Source organism: Streptomyces sp. NPDC012769, from assembly GCF_042901205.1.
Classification (GTDB): domain Bacteria; phylum Actinomycetota; class Actinomycetes; order Streptomycetales; family Streptomycetaceae; genus Streptomyces.
Genome location: NZ_JBIBCP010000003.1, coordinates 602,287 through 620,381 on the forward strand (window position 1 = coordinate 602,287; position 18,095 = coordinate 620,381).

General features: G+C 73.7%; 8 protein-coding genes. 5 read left to right on the forward strand and 3 right to left on the reverse strand.

Features of this window, described 5'->3' with window-relative positions:
- The first annotated feature begins 42 nt into the window (after positions 1 to 42).
- From ACFY7C_RS17965 to ACFY7C_RS17985, 5 genes are all read left to right on the forward strand, one after another.
- Positions 43 to 1,071, forward strand: a complete 1,029-nt coding sequence (locus tag ACFY7C_RS17965) for a GlxA family transcriptional regulator (protein ID WP_389650918.1) — start codon at positions 43 to 45, stop codon at positions 1,069 to 1,071.
- Positions 1,072 to 1,257: 186 nt separating this feature from the next.
- Entirely contained in the window at positions 1,258 to 2,172 is a 915-nt protein-coding gene (locus tag ACFY7C_RS17970; protein ID WP_389650921.1) for an NAD-dependent epimerase/dehydratase family protein, read from the forward strand.
- A gap of 505 nt (positions 2,173 to 2,677) precedes the next feature.
- Positions 2,678 to 3,595 (forward strand): aminotransferase class I/II-fold pyridoxal phosphate-dependent enzyme, encoded by a 918-nt coding sequence (locus ACFY7C_RS17975; protein ID WP_389650924.1) that lies wholly within the window; start codon positions 2,678 to 2,680, stop codon positions 3,593 to 3,595.
- A gap of 120 nt (positions 3,596 to 3,715) precedes the next feature.
- Positions 3,716 to 4,798: a cupin domain-containing protein gene (locus ACFY7C_RS17980; protein WP_389650927.1), complete on the forward strand. Its 1,083-nt coding sequence runs from the start codon at positions 3,716 to 3,718 to the stop codon at positions 4,796 to 4,798.
- A 27-nt stretch (positions 4,799 to 4,825) separates the two neighbouring features.
- Positions 4,826 to 6,628, forward strand: a complete 1,803-nt coding sequence (locus ACFY7C_RS17985; protein ID WP_389650930.1) for a pyridoxal phosphate-dependent decarboxylase family protein — start codon at positions 4,826 to 4,828, stop codon at positions 6,626 to 6,628.
- 20 nt (positions 6,629 to 6,648) lie between these two features.
- On the opposite strand, the gene ACFY7C_RS17990 is transcribed toward ACFY7C_RS17985, so the two are convergent.
- The 3 genes from ACFY7C_RS17990 to ACFY7C_RS18000 all read right to left on the reverse strand — a co-directional run bounded on the left by ACFY7C_RS17990 (position 6,649) and on the right by ACFY7C_RS18000 (position 17,724).
- Complete coding sequence (locus ACFY7C_RS17990; protein ID WP_389650933.1) at positions 6,649 to 7,476, reverse strand: methyltransferase domain-containing protein; 828 nt, start codon at positions 7,474 to 7,476, stop codon at positions 6,649 to 6,651.
- A gap of 94 nt (positions 7,477 to 7,570) precedes the next feature.
- Complete coding sequence (locus ACFY7C_RS17995) at positions 7,571 to 9,952, reverse strand: ABC transporter ATP-binding protein (protein WP_389650936.1); 2,382 nt, start codon at positions 9,950 to 9,952, stop codon at positions 7,571 to 7,573.
- Between the two features lie 8 nt (positions 9,953 to 9,960).
- Positions 9,961 to 17,724, reverse strand: coding sequence for an amino acid adenylation domain-containing protein (locus ACFY7C_RS18000; RefSeq protein WP_389650939.1), 7,764 nt, complete (start codon positions 17,722 to 17,724; stop codon positions 9,961 to 9,963).
- Between the last annotated feature and the right edge of the window lie 371 nt (positions 17,725 to 18,095).

Sequence of the window (18,095 nt, forward strand, 5' to 3'; positions counted from 1 at the left end):
CGGCCGGGACACCAAGGGCACGGGGCACGGGGGTACGGGGGGATGGCGGAGGTGACGCGGCGGGCGGGGGAGCGGGGCGACCCGGACGCAGGGACGGCCGCCCTGCGGGTCGGGGTGCTCGCCTACCCGGGCTGCTTCGCGTCGGAAGTCTTCGGCGTCCCCGACCTGTTGACGATGGCCGCGCACGTCGCCGGACCGGAGGCCCCCGGCTACCGGGTGTCGATCGTCTCCCCCCGCCGCCGGGTCACCGCCTCGGGCGGCGCGCGCCTGGACGTGCGTCCCCTCCACGAGGTCGACGTCCTCGTCGTCCCCGGATGCGAACTGCGCCCGGACACCGACCTCGACGCCTGCCTCGCCCGCCTCGCTCCCGAGACCGCGGCCATCCGCGCCCAGGCCGCTGCCGGGACCGCGGTCGTCTCCCTCTGCGTCGGCGCGTTCCTGCTCTCCGAGGCCGGGCTCCTCGACGGACGCCGGGCGACCACGTCCTGGCTGCACGCCGCCGAACTGGCCCGGCGGTGCCCGGAGGCCGACATCCGGCCCGAGCACCTGGTCGTCACCGACACGGGCGTGACGACCACGGCCGCCTTCAGCGCCATGTACGACTTCGCCCTCGACCTGATCCGCCGGCACAGCGGCCCCCGGGTCGCCCGGACCACCGCACGCGTGGCGCTCGTCGATGACGCCCGGACCTCCCAGACCCCGTACGTCGACGCGCGACTCCTTCCGCAGCCCGGCGGCGCGTTCTCCCAACGGGTCATGCGGCGTCTGGACCAGCACCTCGCCGAGCCCTACGACCTCACCGCCCTCGCGGACGCCTTCCGGGTCAGCACCCGCACGCTGCTGCGCCGCTTCGCCGACGAGACCGGGCGCAGCCCGCTGGCCCATCTCCAGGCGTCCCGGATCCGCCGCGCCCGCCACCTCCTGGAGACCACCGACCGCACCGTCGCCGCCGTCGCCGCGGCCGTCGGCTACCAGGACGCTGGCACCTTCGCCACCCTCTTCGCCCGCCACACCGGCCACCGCCCGAGCGCCTACCGCGCCGCCTTCCGCCGCACGGACCGTACGGCTTGACAACCGGTCGGCCGAGAGACGGCCGATCCGACGGGGCTTCCCCCCTCCCCGAGTCGGTCGGTGTGACGGGCCTCACGCTCCTTCCGTGTCAGGGAACGCGGGGCTGCCCGGTTCAGGAGGCGAATCCGCCCTCGGCCTCTTCACCCCGGCCACCCTGCGGCCGCGGCCGCGAAAGAAGGAAACGTCATGAGAGTCCTCCTCGCCGGAGCCACCGGCGCCATCGGCCGCCCGTTGCTGGACGCCTTGCGTACGGCGGGACACGAGGTCCTCGCCCTCACCCGCAAGCCCACCGCCGAGGTGCCCGGCGCCGGTCTGGTGGTCGCCGACGTGCTCGACCGGGACGCCCTGATGCGGGCGGTGGACGGGATCTCCGCCGACGTGGTGATCCACCAGCTCACCGCGCTGAGCAAGCCTCCCGCCCGATACGCGGACATGCGGCTGACCAACACCCTGCGCACCACCGGCACGCGCCACCTGCTGGAGGCCGCACGGGCGATCGGGGCCCGCCGCTTCCTCACCCAGTCCATGGTGCCCGGCTACGGGTACGTCGACCACGGGCCCCGCCCGCTCACCGAGCGCGACCCGTTCGGCCGGCCGCGCGGCAGCAGGACGGACCCCATGGTGGCCGCCCTGCACGCGAACGAGCGGCAGGTGTGCGCCGCCGACGACATCGAGGGCATCGCCCTGCGGTACGGCGCCTTCTACGGCCTGAGCGGCTCGCAGGGCTTCGTGGACGCGCTGCGCGCCGGCAGGCTGCCCGTGCCGCGCGACGGCGGCGGCACGATGTCGTGGATCCACCTCTCCGACGCCGCCGCGGCCACCGTGGCCGCCATGGAGCGGGGCAGGGCCGGACAGGCCTACAACATCGTCGACGACGAGCCCGTCACCTGGGGGCGGATGTTCGACGAGCACGCCAGGGCGGCGGGGACCAGGCCGCCCCGGCGTCTGCCCGGCTGGGCGCTCCGGCCGGCCGCGCCGTACTTCGCCACCCTCATGATCGACACCTCCCTGCGCGCGTCGAACGCCAGGGCGAAGGCCGAGCTGGGATGGAAGCCCGCGTTTCCCACCTACCGAGAAGGCGTCCGCGCGCCACGCGCCTGACACGACCGGCACCACTTGCCCCTGCCGCTCGCGTTTTTCAGCCACTTGACGTGATACATAATGCGGAAACGTTCTCTCGCGTTCCGGCCGAAAAATACCCCATGATTTTCGGATCGTCACAGCTATCCCTCGCGCATAGAGCGAGGTTGCATGCTCCGGAGCGAGCCCTGTAAGACTGTTTCCGCAGCCGCGAGTCGGCCTATTCCGTGCGCATACGCCGAAGGCTGCAGTTCCATGGCGGGGCGTCACATGATGCACGCATGCCCTGCGTCGGCCGTAGACCGTGAAGTCACTGTGATCTCGGATGAGGTGTCCTGTGCCTCCTGAAAGCGGCAAGCGTGTGCTGCGAGAAGTAATTCACTCTCTAGGACCACTCGGTCCCGCGGGACCCCGTCCGGAAAGCCTCGGACTCGTCAATCTCACCTCCAACGAGAATCCGGTCGGCGGCCGACACCGCCGGTATCCGGAGTACTCGCCGGACTATCTGGCACCGCTTTACCTGGGTGTGCTGGACGAGATCGACCCGCCCCCGCCGTACGGGACCGAGCACGCCGCCGGGCGGGAGGACGGCCGTACGGGGGCCGCCGACGTGGTGATCACCCGTGGGGCCACGGAGGCCCTCGACCTCGTCCTGCGGGTGCTGTGCGAGCCCGGACGGGACGCCGTGGCGGTCTCCTGGCCGAGCTTCGGCTTCTTCGAGCGGCTCGCCGCCCTGCACGGCGTGACCTGCCATCGCGTGCCGCTCGGCGGGGAGCGGTTGGACCGGCTGGACGTCGACCGGCTCGTCTCGCTCCCGGTCAAGGCGGTCTACCTCTGCGACCCCAACAACCCGACCAGCACCCGCCTGGACACCGGTGATCTGGAGCGCCTCCTCGACCGGTTCGACGGCTTCGTGATCATCGACGAGACCTACGCGGAGTTCAGCGGCCGCCCCTCGCACCGGCACCAGGTTCCCTCCCGCCCCGGCCTGATCTCGGTGCGCTCGATGTCCAAAGGACTGGCCATGGCCGGACTCCGCCTCGGAGCCCTCTTCGCCGCCCCCGACGTCACCGAGGCGGTACGCCTCGTCCGCCCGCCCTTTCCCGTACCGCGACCGGTGGCCGAGGCCGCCGCCGCGGAATTGGCCGACCCCGCGACCATCGCCGCTCGCATCACCTCCTGCGTGGCGGAACGCGACCGGCTGGCGAAGGAACTCGCGGAATGCCCGGGAGTGCTCCGCGTCTTCGCGGACGCGGGATTCGTCACCGTCCGGGTCGCCGATCAGGACGCCGTCATGGCCGAAATGGAGAATTCCCGCATCGCGGTGCTTCCCGCACCCGAAAGATGGCACGGACATCTGCGGATCTCCGTGGGAACGCGTGAGGACAACGCCCGGCTGCTGGCGGCCCTGCGGCGCGCCGGCGCCCGGCGCATCACCCCCTGATTCCCTGCGCCGCACGCCTCGATTCCTTGCACATTCCCCCTGATTCCTTCCGCCGCACCCCCTGCATCCTTTTCTCCCTTCCCCCCTTTTTTTCAGCCCGACCCAGGAAAGCAGACGCTCGTGACCGAAGAACTCACCCTCCCCAAGCAGCAGATGGACACCGCCCTCCTGACCGTCAGCCGCGAGGACATCCGCGCGATCTCCTCCGTCGTGGTCGACGGGCAGACCCACCGGCTCGGCCAGCAGCGCGACTTCCGGCGCAACGACCAGCTCGCCGCCTTCCTCCCGGAGACGGGACGCCTGTCGCTGGCGTGGGTGCGCCTGGCCGACGGCGAACAGCTGGACGTCCACCAGCACCCCACCAAGTCGATGATCCTCGTCTGCAAGGGCTCCGTGCGGCTCCTCGGGGACCAGGAGCGGGAACTCGCCGAAGGGGACACCGTCGCGGTGCCGCCGGGCGCCCGCCACGGCTTCGTCACGCGGCCGGGCGAGGTGTTCGAGGGCCTGTCGGTGCAGTTCGAGGGCAGCGGCCTCTACGAGGACGAGACGGAACCGCGGGTGCGGTTCGACGGCGACCTCGCCTCGCTGGCGGAGCTGGAGCGGTACAACGCGGAGCGGCTGGAGCAGTTCGGCCGACACCGCATGTTCGAGCTCTTCGACAGCGGCCGGGTGACCGCGGACCCCGAGATGCGCGCCCGCTTCGTCAACGCCCTCTACGTCTGGTCCGTGTACTTCCAGCGCATGCTCTACGCGCGGCAGGCCGTCTGCGCCGACCCGCGGCTGCGCGAGGTGTACGCGGGCCACCTGCGCGAGGAGTTCGGGCACGACGTCCTGCTGAAGGAGCGGCACGGCATCAGCGAGACGGTCTACGACCCGATCCTGGAGGCCGTGGGCAACTGGTTCGTCCTCCAGATGCACGGCGCCGACGAGGCGGCGAAGATCGTCATCGTGCACATGGTCGTCGAGTCGTCCTGCCAGGTCTTCGGCGAGCGCACCGGCGTCGCCTTCCCCGAGGAGACGGCCGACGACGTCACGTACTTCGACCTGCACTCGGAGGTCGACGAGGACCACCGAGAACTGGGCCGCGACCACCTCCGCGGTCTGTCCACGTCCCAGTTCCCCCACCTGATGCGGGTCTGCGGGCAGGCGTGGGACCAGCTCGACGTGCTCTTCGAGCGCATCGCCACCCACATGGTGCGCTGACCGCCCCAGGCACGGAGAGGAGAGCCGATGCGACACGCACGCTCGGGCGCGGGGCCGTTCCCGCACCCGGACAACCGCGACGCGTTCATGGAGCTGCTGCGGCAGGTCGTCGACGACTACTACCGGTGGCACACGCGCTGCGCGGACGCGGCCGCACCGGCTCTCCCCGATGCCGGCCCCGACGCGACTCCCCGGGTCCCCGCCGGGACGGACGACATGAAGGCCGTCGAGGACCTGGTCCGGGAGCTGTCGGGCCGCCTCGCACGCGCCTCGACCCCCTTCCCCTCGCCGCTCTACCTCGCGCACATGACGCCGGACGTACCGGTGGCGGCCAGCCTGGCCCACCTGTGCACGACGCTCTACAACCCCAACAACGTCACGCCGGAGGCGTCTCCGGTGACGACCGACATCGAGCACCAGGTGTCCGACGACCTGTGCCGCCTCGTCGGCCACCCACCCGGCACCGGCTGGGCACACCTGTCCTCGGGCGGCCACGCCGCCAACTACGAGGCGCTGTGGATCGCCCGCAACCTGCGCAGCATCCCGCCCGCGGTCGCCGCCCATCCCGCCGCCCGCGACCTCGTCGCCGGCGTGTCCCCGATCGTCCTGGCCAACATGCCGGTCGGCCGGGTCCTGGACCTCGTCGAGGCCCTGGCCGGCCGAGGCCTCCTCGCCGAGGTCGGGCGCCTGGCCGCCGCCCGGCGGCGGGAGGCGAACACCGCGGGCACCCTCCTCCTGGCCCGCAGCGCCCACTACGCGTGGGACAAGTGCGCCGACCTGCTCGGCCTCGGTCCGTCCGACGTCGAGCCGATCGGCCTCACCGAGGCCCATCGGCTCGACGTCGTCGCCCTCGGCCGCCGCGTACGCGCCCTGCTGGAGCGAGGACAGCCCGTCCTGGCGGTGGTCGCCATGTGCGGCAGCAGCGGCGAGGGCGCCGTGGACGACCTCGACGCCATCCTGCGTCTGCGCGACGACTGCGAACGGCGCCTCGGGGCCTCGTTCCACGTCCATGTCGACGCCGCCTTCGGCGGCTACTACCGCAGCCTGTGGCTCCGGGCCGACGGGGCGATGGCCTCCTACGACGAGCGGCCGCTGCCCGGCAGCGGCGCCGTCATGAAACCGGAGGTCCACGCCGCCTTCCGCGCGCTGCCCCGGGCCGACTCGGTCACCGTCGACCCGCACAAGAGCGGCCACGCCCCTTACCCGGCCGGCGGCCTCGTCCTGCGTGACGCCAGAGCCGTGTCTCTCGTGGCCCGGGAGTCGGCGTATTTCGGCCAGGGTGACGGCCACCGGCTCCCGTTCGGCCCGCACACCCTCGAAGGAGCCCGTCCCGGCGCCGCCGCCGCTGCCGTCTGGGCCGCGCACCGGCAGATCGGCCTGCACGCCGAGGGCTACGGCCGGCTCCTCGGCGGCTGCGCGGCCACGGCCCAGCGACTGCACGAACGCTTCTCCCCGAGCCGACCACGCGTCACCGGAGTGACCGGAGCGACGGCCGGCGCGCGTCCCGGGATCGTCAGCTGCTTCGCCCCGGATCTCGGCATCCTCAACCTCTCCGTCCGCTCCGGAGAGGGCGGCGGGAGCCCGGTCCCCGGAGTCACCGCGGGGCGCCACGTCCTCGACTCGATCCTCGCCGAGGCCGCCGCCGCCCCGCTGACCAGCCTCTACGTGTCGGGGAACACCCTCACCGGCCGGGCCGGGCCCGGCGGCGGGGAACAGGTGCTGCGGCTGGTCGCCATGAAGGAGCTCGGAGCGGGCACGCTGGACACGGTCGAGGAGGTCCTGCGGGCCGCCGTCGCCCGGTCACTGGGCACCAGGGGCGCCGCGGGGTGACCGGGCCGGCCCGCCGCCGCTCAGCGACGGCGGGCCACGACGAAGAGCCGCCGGAAGGGGAAGAGCGTACGACCGTCCGGCAGTGACGGGTACGCCACGCGGAGCCGGTCCCGGTACGTCTCACGGAACACGTCGAACTCGGCCGCGGACAGACCGTCGACGACGGGCCGCAGCCCAGCGGCCTCGACCCAGGTCCAGACCGGGTCGGGGCCGCTCAGCACGTGCAGGTACTCGGTGCTCCAGACGTCCGCGTCGACGCCCGGGCCCGCGAGCAGCCCGTAGTACCCGGCCGCGTCCAGCGTGTGACGGCGGCCCAGCGACCGGAGCAGGTCGGGCGGACCGAGCGGTCCCCCGTCCGGCCCGCCGCCCTCCAGCGTCTCCCGCATCAGCCGGTGCCACGGGGCGTCGTGGCACACGGGCATCTGCACGGCCAGGACACCGCGCGGCGCGAGGTCGTCGACCATGCGCCGCAGGATGTCGTGATGGTCGGGGACCAGGTGGAACAGCGAATTGGCGAACAGCAGGTCGGCACGGCCCGCGGGGCGCCACGAACGGATGTCCTCCTGGTGGAAGGCCGCTCCCGGCGCGATGCCGGCCGCCGTTCGCAGCATCTCCTCGGAACTGTCGACGCCGTGCACCTCGGCGCCGGGGAAGCGCTCGGTCAGCAGGCGGGTGATCGTGCCGGGACCGCAGCCGACGTCGTACACGATCGCCGGGGGCGCGTCGAGGCGGACGCGGTCCAGCAGCTCCACCGCCGGACGCGTGCGGTGTTCGCGAAAACGCAGGTACAGCTGCGGATCCCAGCTGTCGGCCGACGGGGACGGGCTCGGGGACTGCGTGGTGGTCATCGGGACTCCTCGGTCGAAACGCTGAAGACACCGCTCCCGGCCGCGGACGCCGAGGGGCGCCAGCGGCCGGGAACGGACGGGTGGGCACAGGCCGTCAGACCGCCACCGGCCGGCCCGCCTGCAACCTCCACAGACCGGCGTAGACGCCGTCGCGCGCGAGCAGTTCCGCGTGCGTCCCCTGCTCGGTCACCAGGCCGCCCGTACCGAGCACGTAGATGCGGTCGGCACCGCGGACGGTGGACAGCCGATGGGCGATGACGACCAGGGTCCGGTTCGCCCCGAACACCTGCAGCGCGTCCTGGATGGCGGCCTCGGTCTCGTTGTCGACCGCCGAGGTGGCCTCGTCGAGGATCACGACAGGAGGGTTGCGCAGGACGGTGCGGGCCAGCGCGATGCGCTGCTTCTGCCCGCCGGACAGCGCGGCACCGCGCTCCCCGATCAGGGTGTCGTAGCCGTGCGGCAGCGCGGTCACGAAGTCGTGGGCCCCGGCCGTACGGGCGGCGGCCACCAGCTGCTCGTCGGTGGCACCGAAGGTGCCGTACCGGATGTTGTCCGCGATCGTCGAGTCGAACAGGAACGGCTCCTGGCTCACGTACCCGATCGTGCGCCGTACGTCCGGCAGGGCGAGGGAGCGCACGTCCACGTCGTCGAGCAGGACCCGCCCGCGGCCGGGATGGCGGAAACCCATGAGCAGTTTGGCGATGGTGGTCTTGCCCGCACCGGTGGTGCCGACGATCCCGATGGTCTGACCGGCGCCCACGGTGAGCGAGGTGCCGCGCAGGGCCGCCGGCCGTCCGGGGTAGGCGAAGTGCACGTTCCGCAGCTCGATCCTGCCCTTGACCTTCCGGACCGGCAGCCGCCTGGCGTTCTCGGCATCGGCCTCCTGGGGCAGCTCGTGCAGGGACCGCACGCGGTCCAGGGAGGCGAGGGTGCGCTGGTACTGGTCGGTGACGTTGCCGAGCCGCGACAGCTTGGCGAGGGCGTTGCCCGGGAGCTCGATCAGCGGACCGAACGCCGCGGTGGACACCTGCCCCCGCAGGACGGCCCTGCCGCCCAGGAGCAGCGTGCCGACCAGCGTCGACCACGCCGACAGCCGCAGGACCTGCGTCTGGGCCGCCGCACTCCGGTCGGTGCTCCGGTTGACCTCGCGGTACTCCCGGCTCAGCTCGGCGACCCGCCCGCTCTCGTGCTCCTCCGTGCACGCCGACTTGATGGTGGTGTGCGCCTGCAGGTTCTCGGCCATCCGGGCGTTCAGCCGCGCCCGGTGCTCGCCGGACGTGCCGTGGTCGGCGATCGCGCGCCGGTGGAACCGGAACGACAGCCAGGTCACCAGGGGCACCGGGGCGAAGGCGACCCAGGCGATCTGCGGGGCGAGCAGCAGATAGACCGGGACGAGCACGGCGAAGCTGGTCGCCATCTGGACCACTTCGTGCAGATGGGTGCCGACGAAGGAGCCCAACTGCCCGACGTCCTCGGTGAGCACCGCGGAGACGCGGCTGGTGCGTTCGTTCTCCAGGTCGGCCGGCGCCAGGCGCTGCACATGGTCGTACGTACGGGTGCGCCAGTCGTCCTCGACGGCCTGACCGATCCGGCGCCACTTGACGTCGGCCCGGTAGGTCAGGGCCGCCATCGTGAGGCAGGCCAGCGCGGCGGCGCCGGTGAGGGCCGACAGCTGCGTCGCGGTCCCCACCAGGCCGAGGCCCGTGAGCGTGGTGCTGCCGCCCCGCGCGAGCACCAGCACGATCGACGGCACCAGGGCGTACATCGCCAGCTCCGCCAGCTGGGCGAGGACGGAGAGCACCGTCGCCGAACCGACCTGCCGGCGGTGCCGGCCGATGATGGTGCGCAGCGGGCGGCGGCGCGGGGCCCCGTCGTCCGCTCGGTCGGTTCGCGGTGCGCCGTCGAGCCGCCGCCACGACCGTCTGACCACGACGGTCGTCGCGGCCGCCGCAAGGCCGAGACTGACCAGCGGGCTGACGAGAAGTTTCAGACAGAAGGTGCCGCAGGCCGCCACCGCCACCGCGGTCGCGAGGGCTCCGCCCTTGACCACCGCCTTGGACCTGACGTGCTGCCGGGCCAGCGCGGGCAGCCCTCCCGGTGCATGAGCACCGGTGCCCGTACGACCGCGGGGCGTGGCGCCGGCGGGCGAGGCGCCGTCGTCGGCGAGGCGGGCCTCGACGTACGTCAGGGCGCGTGCGACGGCCACGTGCACGCGCAGGGCGATGTCCCGCGGTGCGACGACGGGGTCGTGCAGGACCAGCAGCCGTCCGGTGACCGGGCTGACCCGCGCCTCGGTGACGGCGTCGTCGTCCGCGAGGAGGTTCTCGATCAGACGGGCGAGGAAGGGCCTGCGCAGCACCGGTTCGACGTCCCAGCGCTGTCTGCCGGGGATCACGGAGCGGGCGTGCAGCATGCCCCGCACGTCCGGAGGGCGTGGCGTGGGGACGTCGACGGCTGGGGCCAGGAGCAAGGACATCGCAGCTATCACCGGGTTTCGAAGGGGGCACGAGGGAGGGCGGACCGGCCGCGGGGACCGAGGTCCAGGCGGCTCAGGGGCTCGTCGGGCGACTGGGCGGCAGCCGCCAGCAACCGCACCCAGTCGTCGAAGAGGTCACCGACCGTCCGCCGGTCGAACAGGTCGGTGTTGTAGCGGACGAGTCCGTCGAGACCGGCCGGTCGGCCGTCCGGCCCCTCCCGCTCGGTGAGACCGACGCTGAGCGGGTCGATGGCCGTGTCGGTCCCCACCTGGAGCTCGGTCACCCGCAGCCCGGGCGGGGCGAAGCGGCCCGGTGGCGTGTTCTGCAGGACGAGCATGACGGGGTACGGGTGAGGGCCGGCGCCCAGCGCGTCCACCAGCCGGCCGAAGGCCAGGTCCTGGTGGGCGTAGGCGCCGAGCGCGGCCTCACGGGACTGTTCCAGGAGCTGGGTGAAGGTGGGGTCGCCGGAGGTGTCCGTGCGCAGCACCACGATGTTGACGAAGAGCCCCACGAGGTCGTCCAGGGCCTGGTCCGTGCGTCCCGCGACGGGGGTGCCGACGAGGATGTCGGTGCCGGCGCCCAGCCGGGTGAGCACGGCGGCCAGCCCGGCGTGGAGCACCATGAACAGGCTGGTCCCCGTGCGGCGGGCCACCTCGGCCAGCCGCGCGTGCACCTCGGCGTCGACGCGGACACCGAGATGGCCGCCCTCGTGCGACACGGCGCCGGAGCAGGAACGGCCGTACGGGAGCAGAGGATCCCGCGGGAGGTCGGCCAGGACCTTCGTCCAGTGCCCGAGCTGGGCCGCGGCGAGGCTGTGCGGATCCCGGGAGTCGCCCATGAGCCGGTCCTGCCACAGGACGTAGTCGGCGTACCGGACGGGCAGCGGCGGCCAGTCGGGCCGCTCACCGCGGCCGCGGGCGGTGTAGGCGGTCGTCAGGTCGCGCACGAGCGGGGTGACGGACCAGCCGTCCGCCGCGATGTGGTGGATCGTGACCAGCAGGACGTGGTCGTCGGGGGAGAGGACGAACAGCTCGGCGTGCAGGGGAGGTTCGGACGTGAGGTCGAACGGATGGCGCGCGGCCCGCGTGAGGTGCGCGAGCAGGCGGTCCTCGTCCTCGACGTCGGTGACGGCCAGGTGAAGGGCCGGCGGGTCCAGGAGGTGCTGGCAGGGCCCGCCGTCGGTCTCCCGGAAGACGGTCCGCAGCGGCTCGTGTCGCGTCATGACGTCCACGAGCGCCTGCCGCAGCGCGGCGCGGTCGAGACGGCCGCGCAGCCGCAGGGCCAGCGGGATGTTGTAGGTGGCGCTCGGTCCCTCCTCGCGGTGCAGGGACCACAACCACTGCTGGTCGTGCGACAGCGGCAACCGCTCGGGGCGCGGCTGGGCCACGACGGCGGCCCGGACCGGCAGCCCGTCCCCGTCCAGCCGCTGCGCCAGGGCGGCCACGGTAGGCGCCTCGAACAGGGTCCGTACGGACAGTTCGGTGTGGAGGGTGCTGCGGATGCGGCTGGTGAGGCGGGTGGCGAGCAGCGAGTGGCCGCCGAGGGCGAAGAAGTCGTCGTCGGCTCCGACAGCGGGCAGTCCCAGCACCTCCGCGAACAGCCCCGCGACGACGTGCTCCTGAGGAGTGCGCGGAGCCCTGCCTCGCGATACGGGATCGATGTCGGGTTCCGGCAGGGCGGCGCGGTCCAGCTTGCCGTTCGGCGTCAGCGGCAGGGCGTCGAGGACGACGAGGGCCGCGGGCACCATGTAGCCGGGCAGGCTCTCCCGGAGGCGGGCGCGCACGGCATCCACGTCGCAGGGCGCACGCCGGTCCACGGGCACGAGGTAGCCGGTGAGACGCGTGTCCCCGGCCCTGGCCCCGGCCCCGGCCTCGTGGGCGGCGACGGCCGCGTCGGCGACACCGGGGCAGGCGGCCAGCGCCGCCTCGATCTCGCCGAGCTCGACGCGGAAGCCGCGTACCTTGACCTGGTCGTCGGCCCGCCCGGCGAACCGGAGCTGCCCGTCGGGCCGCCACCGGGCCAGGTCGCCGGTGCGGTACATGCGCGTGCCCGGCGGCCCGTAGGGGTCGGCGACGAACCGCTCCGCCGTCATGCCCGGCCGCCCGAGATAGCCTCGCGCCAGACCCGCCCCCGCCACGTACAGCTCGCCCGTCACGCCCGGCGGCACCGGCCGCAGCGCCGCGTCGAGCACGTACACGCGCGCACCGGGGACCGGACGCCCGAGGACCGGTTCCGCGGTGGCGTCCAGCCGGGCGCGGACCGCGTCCACGGTGCACTCGGTCGGCCCGTACATGTTGAAGGCCGTCAGCCCCTCCACCGCCCGCAGCTCCTCCCAGAGCCGCTCGGGGAGGGCCTCGCCGCCGAGCACGGCCACACCGGGCCGCCACTCCTCGCGCGTGAACAGGCCCCGGTCGGCGAGGACGCGCAGATAGGACGGCGTGACATCGACGGAGTCGATCCGATGCCGCACCAGCCACGCCGCGAACCGCTCCCCGTCCGTCCACGTCTCCGCGTCGGGCACGTGCAGCTCGTGACCGCCCATCAGCGCCGACAGCTGACCCCAGGAGGCGTCGAACGAGACCGAGGCGGTCAGCGCCACCCGGAGCGGCCGCCCCCCGACCCGTTCCGCCGCGGGCCCGAAGACCTGCTCCTGGTACTGGACGGCCAGCGCCGCCACGCTCGCGTGCCGGCCCACGACCCCCTTGGGGCGGCCGGTCGAGCCGGAGGTGTAGATCACGTACGCCGGGTGGTCGGGCAGCAGCCCCGGCTCAGGGGCGGTCGCCGGAAACGCCTCCATCCTCTCGGCGGTCCCCGGCGCGTCGAGCACCAGGCGCGGCAGCTCCGGCCCGCCGTCGACGGCGGCCTCCGTGGCGGCGTCGGTCAGCAGCAGTACGGGCCGGGCGTCCTCGATCATGGCGGCGAGGCGCGCGGCCGGGTAGCGCGGATCCAGCGGCAGGTAGGCGGCCCCCGCCTTGAGTACGGCGAGCAGCGCCACGACCAGGTCCGCCGTCCGCGGTAGGGCGAGCGCCACGATGTCCTCGGTGCCCACGCCCCGGTCGACGAGGGCGTGGGCCAGCCGGTCGGCCCGGGCGTTCAGCTCCGTGTACGTGAGGGTGACGGCGCCGGCCACCACCGCGGTCCGGTCCGGGGCGGCCGCCACCCGCTCCTCGAACAGCCGGGGGAGTGTGGTGTGCGGGGCGAGCGGCGCCGTGGCGGAGCGGTCGTCGGCGCCGAGCAGGCGCCGGTGTTCGTCGGCGGACAGCACGTCGATGTGGCTGATCGGCCGGTCCGGCTCCCGCGCGGCCGCCCCGAGCAGCCGCAGCCAGCGTTCGGCCAGCAGGCGGACGGTGTCCGCGTCGCACAGGTCCGTGGCGTACCCGACGGAGGCCGCGAGACCGAGCGGCCGGCCGTCCTCGCGCCGTTCGTGGACGGCGATGTCCAGATCGAACTTCGCCGCCCCCGTCCGCACCGTGACGGCGGAGACCTCGAGACCGGGGACCTGCGGCGCACCGGCGGGGGCGTCGTCGAGGGAGAGCATGACCTGGAAGAGCGGATGCCGGGCCGGCGACCGCGCCGGATTGAGGGCCTCCACCAGGTGCTCGAACGGCAGGTCCTGGTGAGCGTAGGCGCCGAGCGCGGTCTCGCGGACCCGGGCCAGGAGCTCGGTGAAGGTCGGGTCGCCGGAGGTGTCCGTACGCAGCACCAGCGTGTTGACGAAGAAGCCGACGAGGTCGTCCAGGGCCTCGTCCGTGCGTCCGGCGACGGGGCTGCCCACCGGGATGTCGGTGCCGGCGCCCAGCCGGGTGAGCAGGGCGGCCAGCCCGGCGTGGAGCACCATGAACAGGCTCGTGCCCGTGCGGCGGGCCAGTTCCGCGAGCCGCGCGTGCAGGTCGGCGTCGACCTCGACGTCCACCGAGCCGCCACGGTGCGAGGGCACGGCGGGACGGGCCCGGTCGAAGGGAAGCTCCAGCTCCTCGGGGAGGCCCGCGAGCGCCTCGGTCCAGTGGGCGAGCTGGTGTGCGGCGAGGCTCTCCGGATCCTGGGCGTCGCCGAGGAGCCGGTGCTGCCAGAGGGTGTAGTCGGCGTACCGGACGGGCAGCGGCGGCCAGTCGGGCCGCTCGCCCCGGCCGCGGGCGGTGTAGGCGGTCGTCAGATCCCGGACCAGGGGAGTGAGGGACCAGCCGTCGGCCGCGATGTGGTGGATCGTGACCAGCAGGACGTGGTCGTCGGGGGAGAGGGCGAACAGCTCGGCATGGAACGGCGGTTCGGCCGCGAGGTCGAAGACGTGCCGCGCGGCCTGCGTGAGCCGCTCCGGAAGGGAGGCCTCGTCGTCGACCTCGGTGACGGCCAGGTCAAGGGCCGGCGGGTCGAGCAGGTGCTGGCAGGGCACGCCGTCGGTCTCCCGGAAGACGGTCCGCAGCGGCTCGTGCCGGGCCATGACATCGACCAGGGCCTGTCGCAATGCCGACCGGTCGAGCCGGCCGCGCAGCCGCAGGGCCAGCGGGACGGTGTACGTGGCGCTCGGCCCCTCCCACCGGTGGAGGAACCACAGCCGCCGCTGCGCGAACGACAACGGGACCCGGTCCGGCCGCGTCTGGGCGGTGAGAGCCGGCCGCCGGCGGTCACTCGAAGCCAGCCGCTGCGCCAGCCCGGCCACCGTCGGCGCCTCGAACACATCGCGCACCGTCACCTCGGTGTGGAGGGTGGTGCGGATGCGACTGATGAGGCGGGTGGCGAGAAGGGAGTGACCGCCGAGAGCGAAGAAGTCGTCCTCGGCCCCGACGGCGGGGAGCCCCAGTACCTCGGCGAACAGCCCCGCGACGACGTGCTCGTGCGGAGTGCGCGGAGCCCTGCCCTGTCCGCCGTGTTCCAGGGCGGCCGCGGGCAGCGCGGCGCGGTCCAGCTTCCCGTTCGGCGTCAGGGGCAGGGCGTCGAGGACGACGAGGGCGGTCGGCACCATGTGAGCGGGCAGGCTCTGCCGGAGGTGGGTGCGTGCGGCGTCCGTGTCGCAGGAGGCAGGAGCACCGGCGGGAACCAGATAGCCGGTGAGGCGGGTGTCCCCGGGCCGCACCTCGTGCGCGACGACGGCCGCGTGCGCCACTCCGGGGCAGGCGGCGAGCGCCGCCTCGATCTCGCCGAGCTCGACGCGGAAGCCGCGTACCTTGACCTGGTCATCCGCACGTCCCACGAACTGCAGCTGCCCGTCGGATCGCCGGCGGGCCAGGTCGCCGGTGCGGTACATGCGCGTGCCCGGGGGCCCGTACGGGTCGGCGACGAACCGCTCCGCCGTCAGTCCGGGCCGTCCGAGATACCCCCGTGCCAGGCCCGTCCCCGCCACGTACAGCTCGCCCGTCACCCCGGGCGGCACCGGCCGCAGCGCCGCGTCGAGGACGTACACCCGGGCGCCGGGGATCGGCCGTCCGATCGGCGGTGCGGCGTCGGACGGCGTGAGCGGGCCGCTCATCGTCGGGCACACCGTGACCTCGGTCGGACCGTAGGCATTGATCATCCGCCGCCCCGGGGCCCACCGTTCCACCAGCCCCGGCGGGCACGCCTCGCCCGCCACGACCAGCGTCACCGCGGCGGCCTCCGCCGCGTCCACCGCGGCCAGGGCCGACGGCGGCACGATCGCATGGGTGATCCGCAGCTCCGGGTCGGTGAGGGCGGCCAGCGGGTCGCCGTCGGGCACGAGCACCAGCGCGGCCCCCGACAGCAGGGCGGTGAACCCCTCCGCCACGGAGGCGTCGAAGCTGGGCGAGGCGAACTGCAGCATCCGGCTTCCGGCATCGACCGCGAACCCGTCGGCCATGGCGGCGACCATGTTCGCCACACCGTAATGGGTGACCACCACCCCCTTCGGGCGACCGGTCGAACCCGAGGTGTAGATGACGTACGCGGGATGCCGGGGATCCACGTCCACCGCCGGACCGGTGCCCGGGTTCTCGGCCGGGCGGGCGGGGCGGGCGGATTCCGCCAACTCCGCCACCGTGCGCACGTCGTCGATCACGAGGGCGGGAGCCGCGTCGTCGAGCATGTACGCGATCCGCGCCGCCGGGTATCCCGGGTCGACCGGCAGATAGGCGGCGCCCGCCTTCAGGACCCCGAGAAGCGCCACCACCTGCTCCACACCACGCGGCAGCACCAGCGCCACCACGTCCTCCACCCCGATCCCTCGGGCCGCCAACGCGTGCGCGACGCGGTCGGCCCGGGCGTTCAGCTCCCCGTACGTCACGGTCGTGCCGCCCGCCACCAGCGCCACCGCGTCCGGGGCGCGGCGCACCGACTCCTCGAAGAGGCGCGCCACCGGCGCCGCCGCCGTCCCGCCGACGTCACCCGGCAGCAGGCCCCGGAGTTCCCGTGAGGACAGCAGCTCGATCCGCCCGAGCGGGGTGTCCGGATCGGCCGCGGCCAAGGCCGACACCAGGCGCAGCAGCCGCTCCTGATGGTCCACCAGGTCGGCGAGGCCGTACGTGTCGGAGGCCGCCTGCAGTTCCACCCCGGGGGCGGCGCCGTCCCTGCGGTCCCGCACGCAGACCACCAGCTCCGCGCCCTGCTGGGCCGAGACGCTGTGGGCGCGGCACCGATGACCGGCGAAGGTGAAGTCGTAGTCGAAGCGTGTGATGTTGACGAGCGGCGCGAACACCTTCTTGACGCTCACGGCCGGGGCGAGGTCCCGCTGCAGGTCCTCGCCCCGGCAGCGCTGGTGAGCCACCGCTTCGCGCATCCGCTCGTCCGTGTGCGCCAGCAGGGCGCCCACCGACAGGTCCGGCCGCACGGACAGCCGCACCGGGACGACGTTGGCGAGCATGCCGGGCGTCGAGCGGGTCACGGCGTCCGGCCGGCCGGAGACGATCAGCCCCGTCGTGACGTCCCGCGCGCCGGTCAGCCGGTGGGTGTACAGCGCGACCGCGGCCACGACGAGACGGGACCAGCCGACACCGGCGCGCCCGGCCGCCGCGTACACCGCCTCGTGGTCCGGGAGCGGCCGCACGCCGCTCCTCAGGGGCGCCGCCGAGGGACGCTCCTTCGCCGCGGGGCCGATATCCGGCGTCGCGAGGTCGGGCCGGGGCGGGATCGTGGTGGTCCCCGGCCAGCCTTCCAGCCGCTCGGCCCAGAACGCGCGGTCGGCCGCGGCGGCCGGCGAGGCGTGGTAGTCCGCGTCGGCCTGCACCAGGGCGGACAACGGGGCGAAGGGACTCGGGTCGGCCTGCTGCCCGCCGGTCAGGGCGGTGTACACCTCGGCGACCCGACGCGCGACGAGGGCGAAGCCGAACCCGTCGACGGCGGCGTGGTGATAGGTGTGACACCACCAGAAGCGGTCCGAGGCCAGCCGCAGCAGGGCGAAACCGAACAGCGGTCCCTCGGCCAGGTCCAGAGGCTCCGCCACGTCCGCGGCGATCCAGGCCCGCGCGGCCTCCTCCGGCGCGGGCTCCTCACTGACGTCGATCAGCGGCAGCACCCAGGAGACGTCGTCCTCCACGACCTGCACCGGGCCGTCCTCACCGGCCACGAGGCGCACCCGGAGGGCATCGGTCTCGTCAACGACCTGGCGCAGCGCGGCCTCGAACGCGGCGGGGTCGACCGGCCCGTGGATGTCCAGGTACTCGCCGATCCGCCACCCCGCACCCGTCTGAGGGCGGTGCTGCTCGGCCAGCCAGATCTCGCGCTGCGCCGCCGTCACCGGGAGCACCACGGCCGACCCGGCGGCACTCCGCCCCGACGTCGGCGGTGTGGCGGTGACGGGCAGGGGGGAGACTTCGCGGCGGGACAAGAGCAACCTCCGGGGATTCATCTGGACACGCGCGTCGCAGTGTGCAGGAACCGGGGGAAGTGAACTGCGGCGGCGTTCAGGGCCGTACGGGGCATTCATGGGGCATTCGAGCGTGGCGTCGGCCGGAATTCCCCTCCCGCCGCACGAAGGCGCTTACCACTCGAAGGAATGACCCGCGAGCCCGCCGTACCCCCCCCGGGAAGGAATTGGGATTATCATCATCGGCGGGACGGGTGCCCGATCATCGCAGTCCGGGGGGGCATACCACAGGCCGGATCGGCCTAAACGGTTCTCCAATCGATCTTCACTCGAAGTCATCGTATGTGCAGGGGAGTCGGCCGTAGTGCCTGGCAGGCATGCGTGAATGTCGG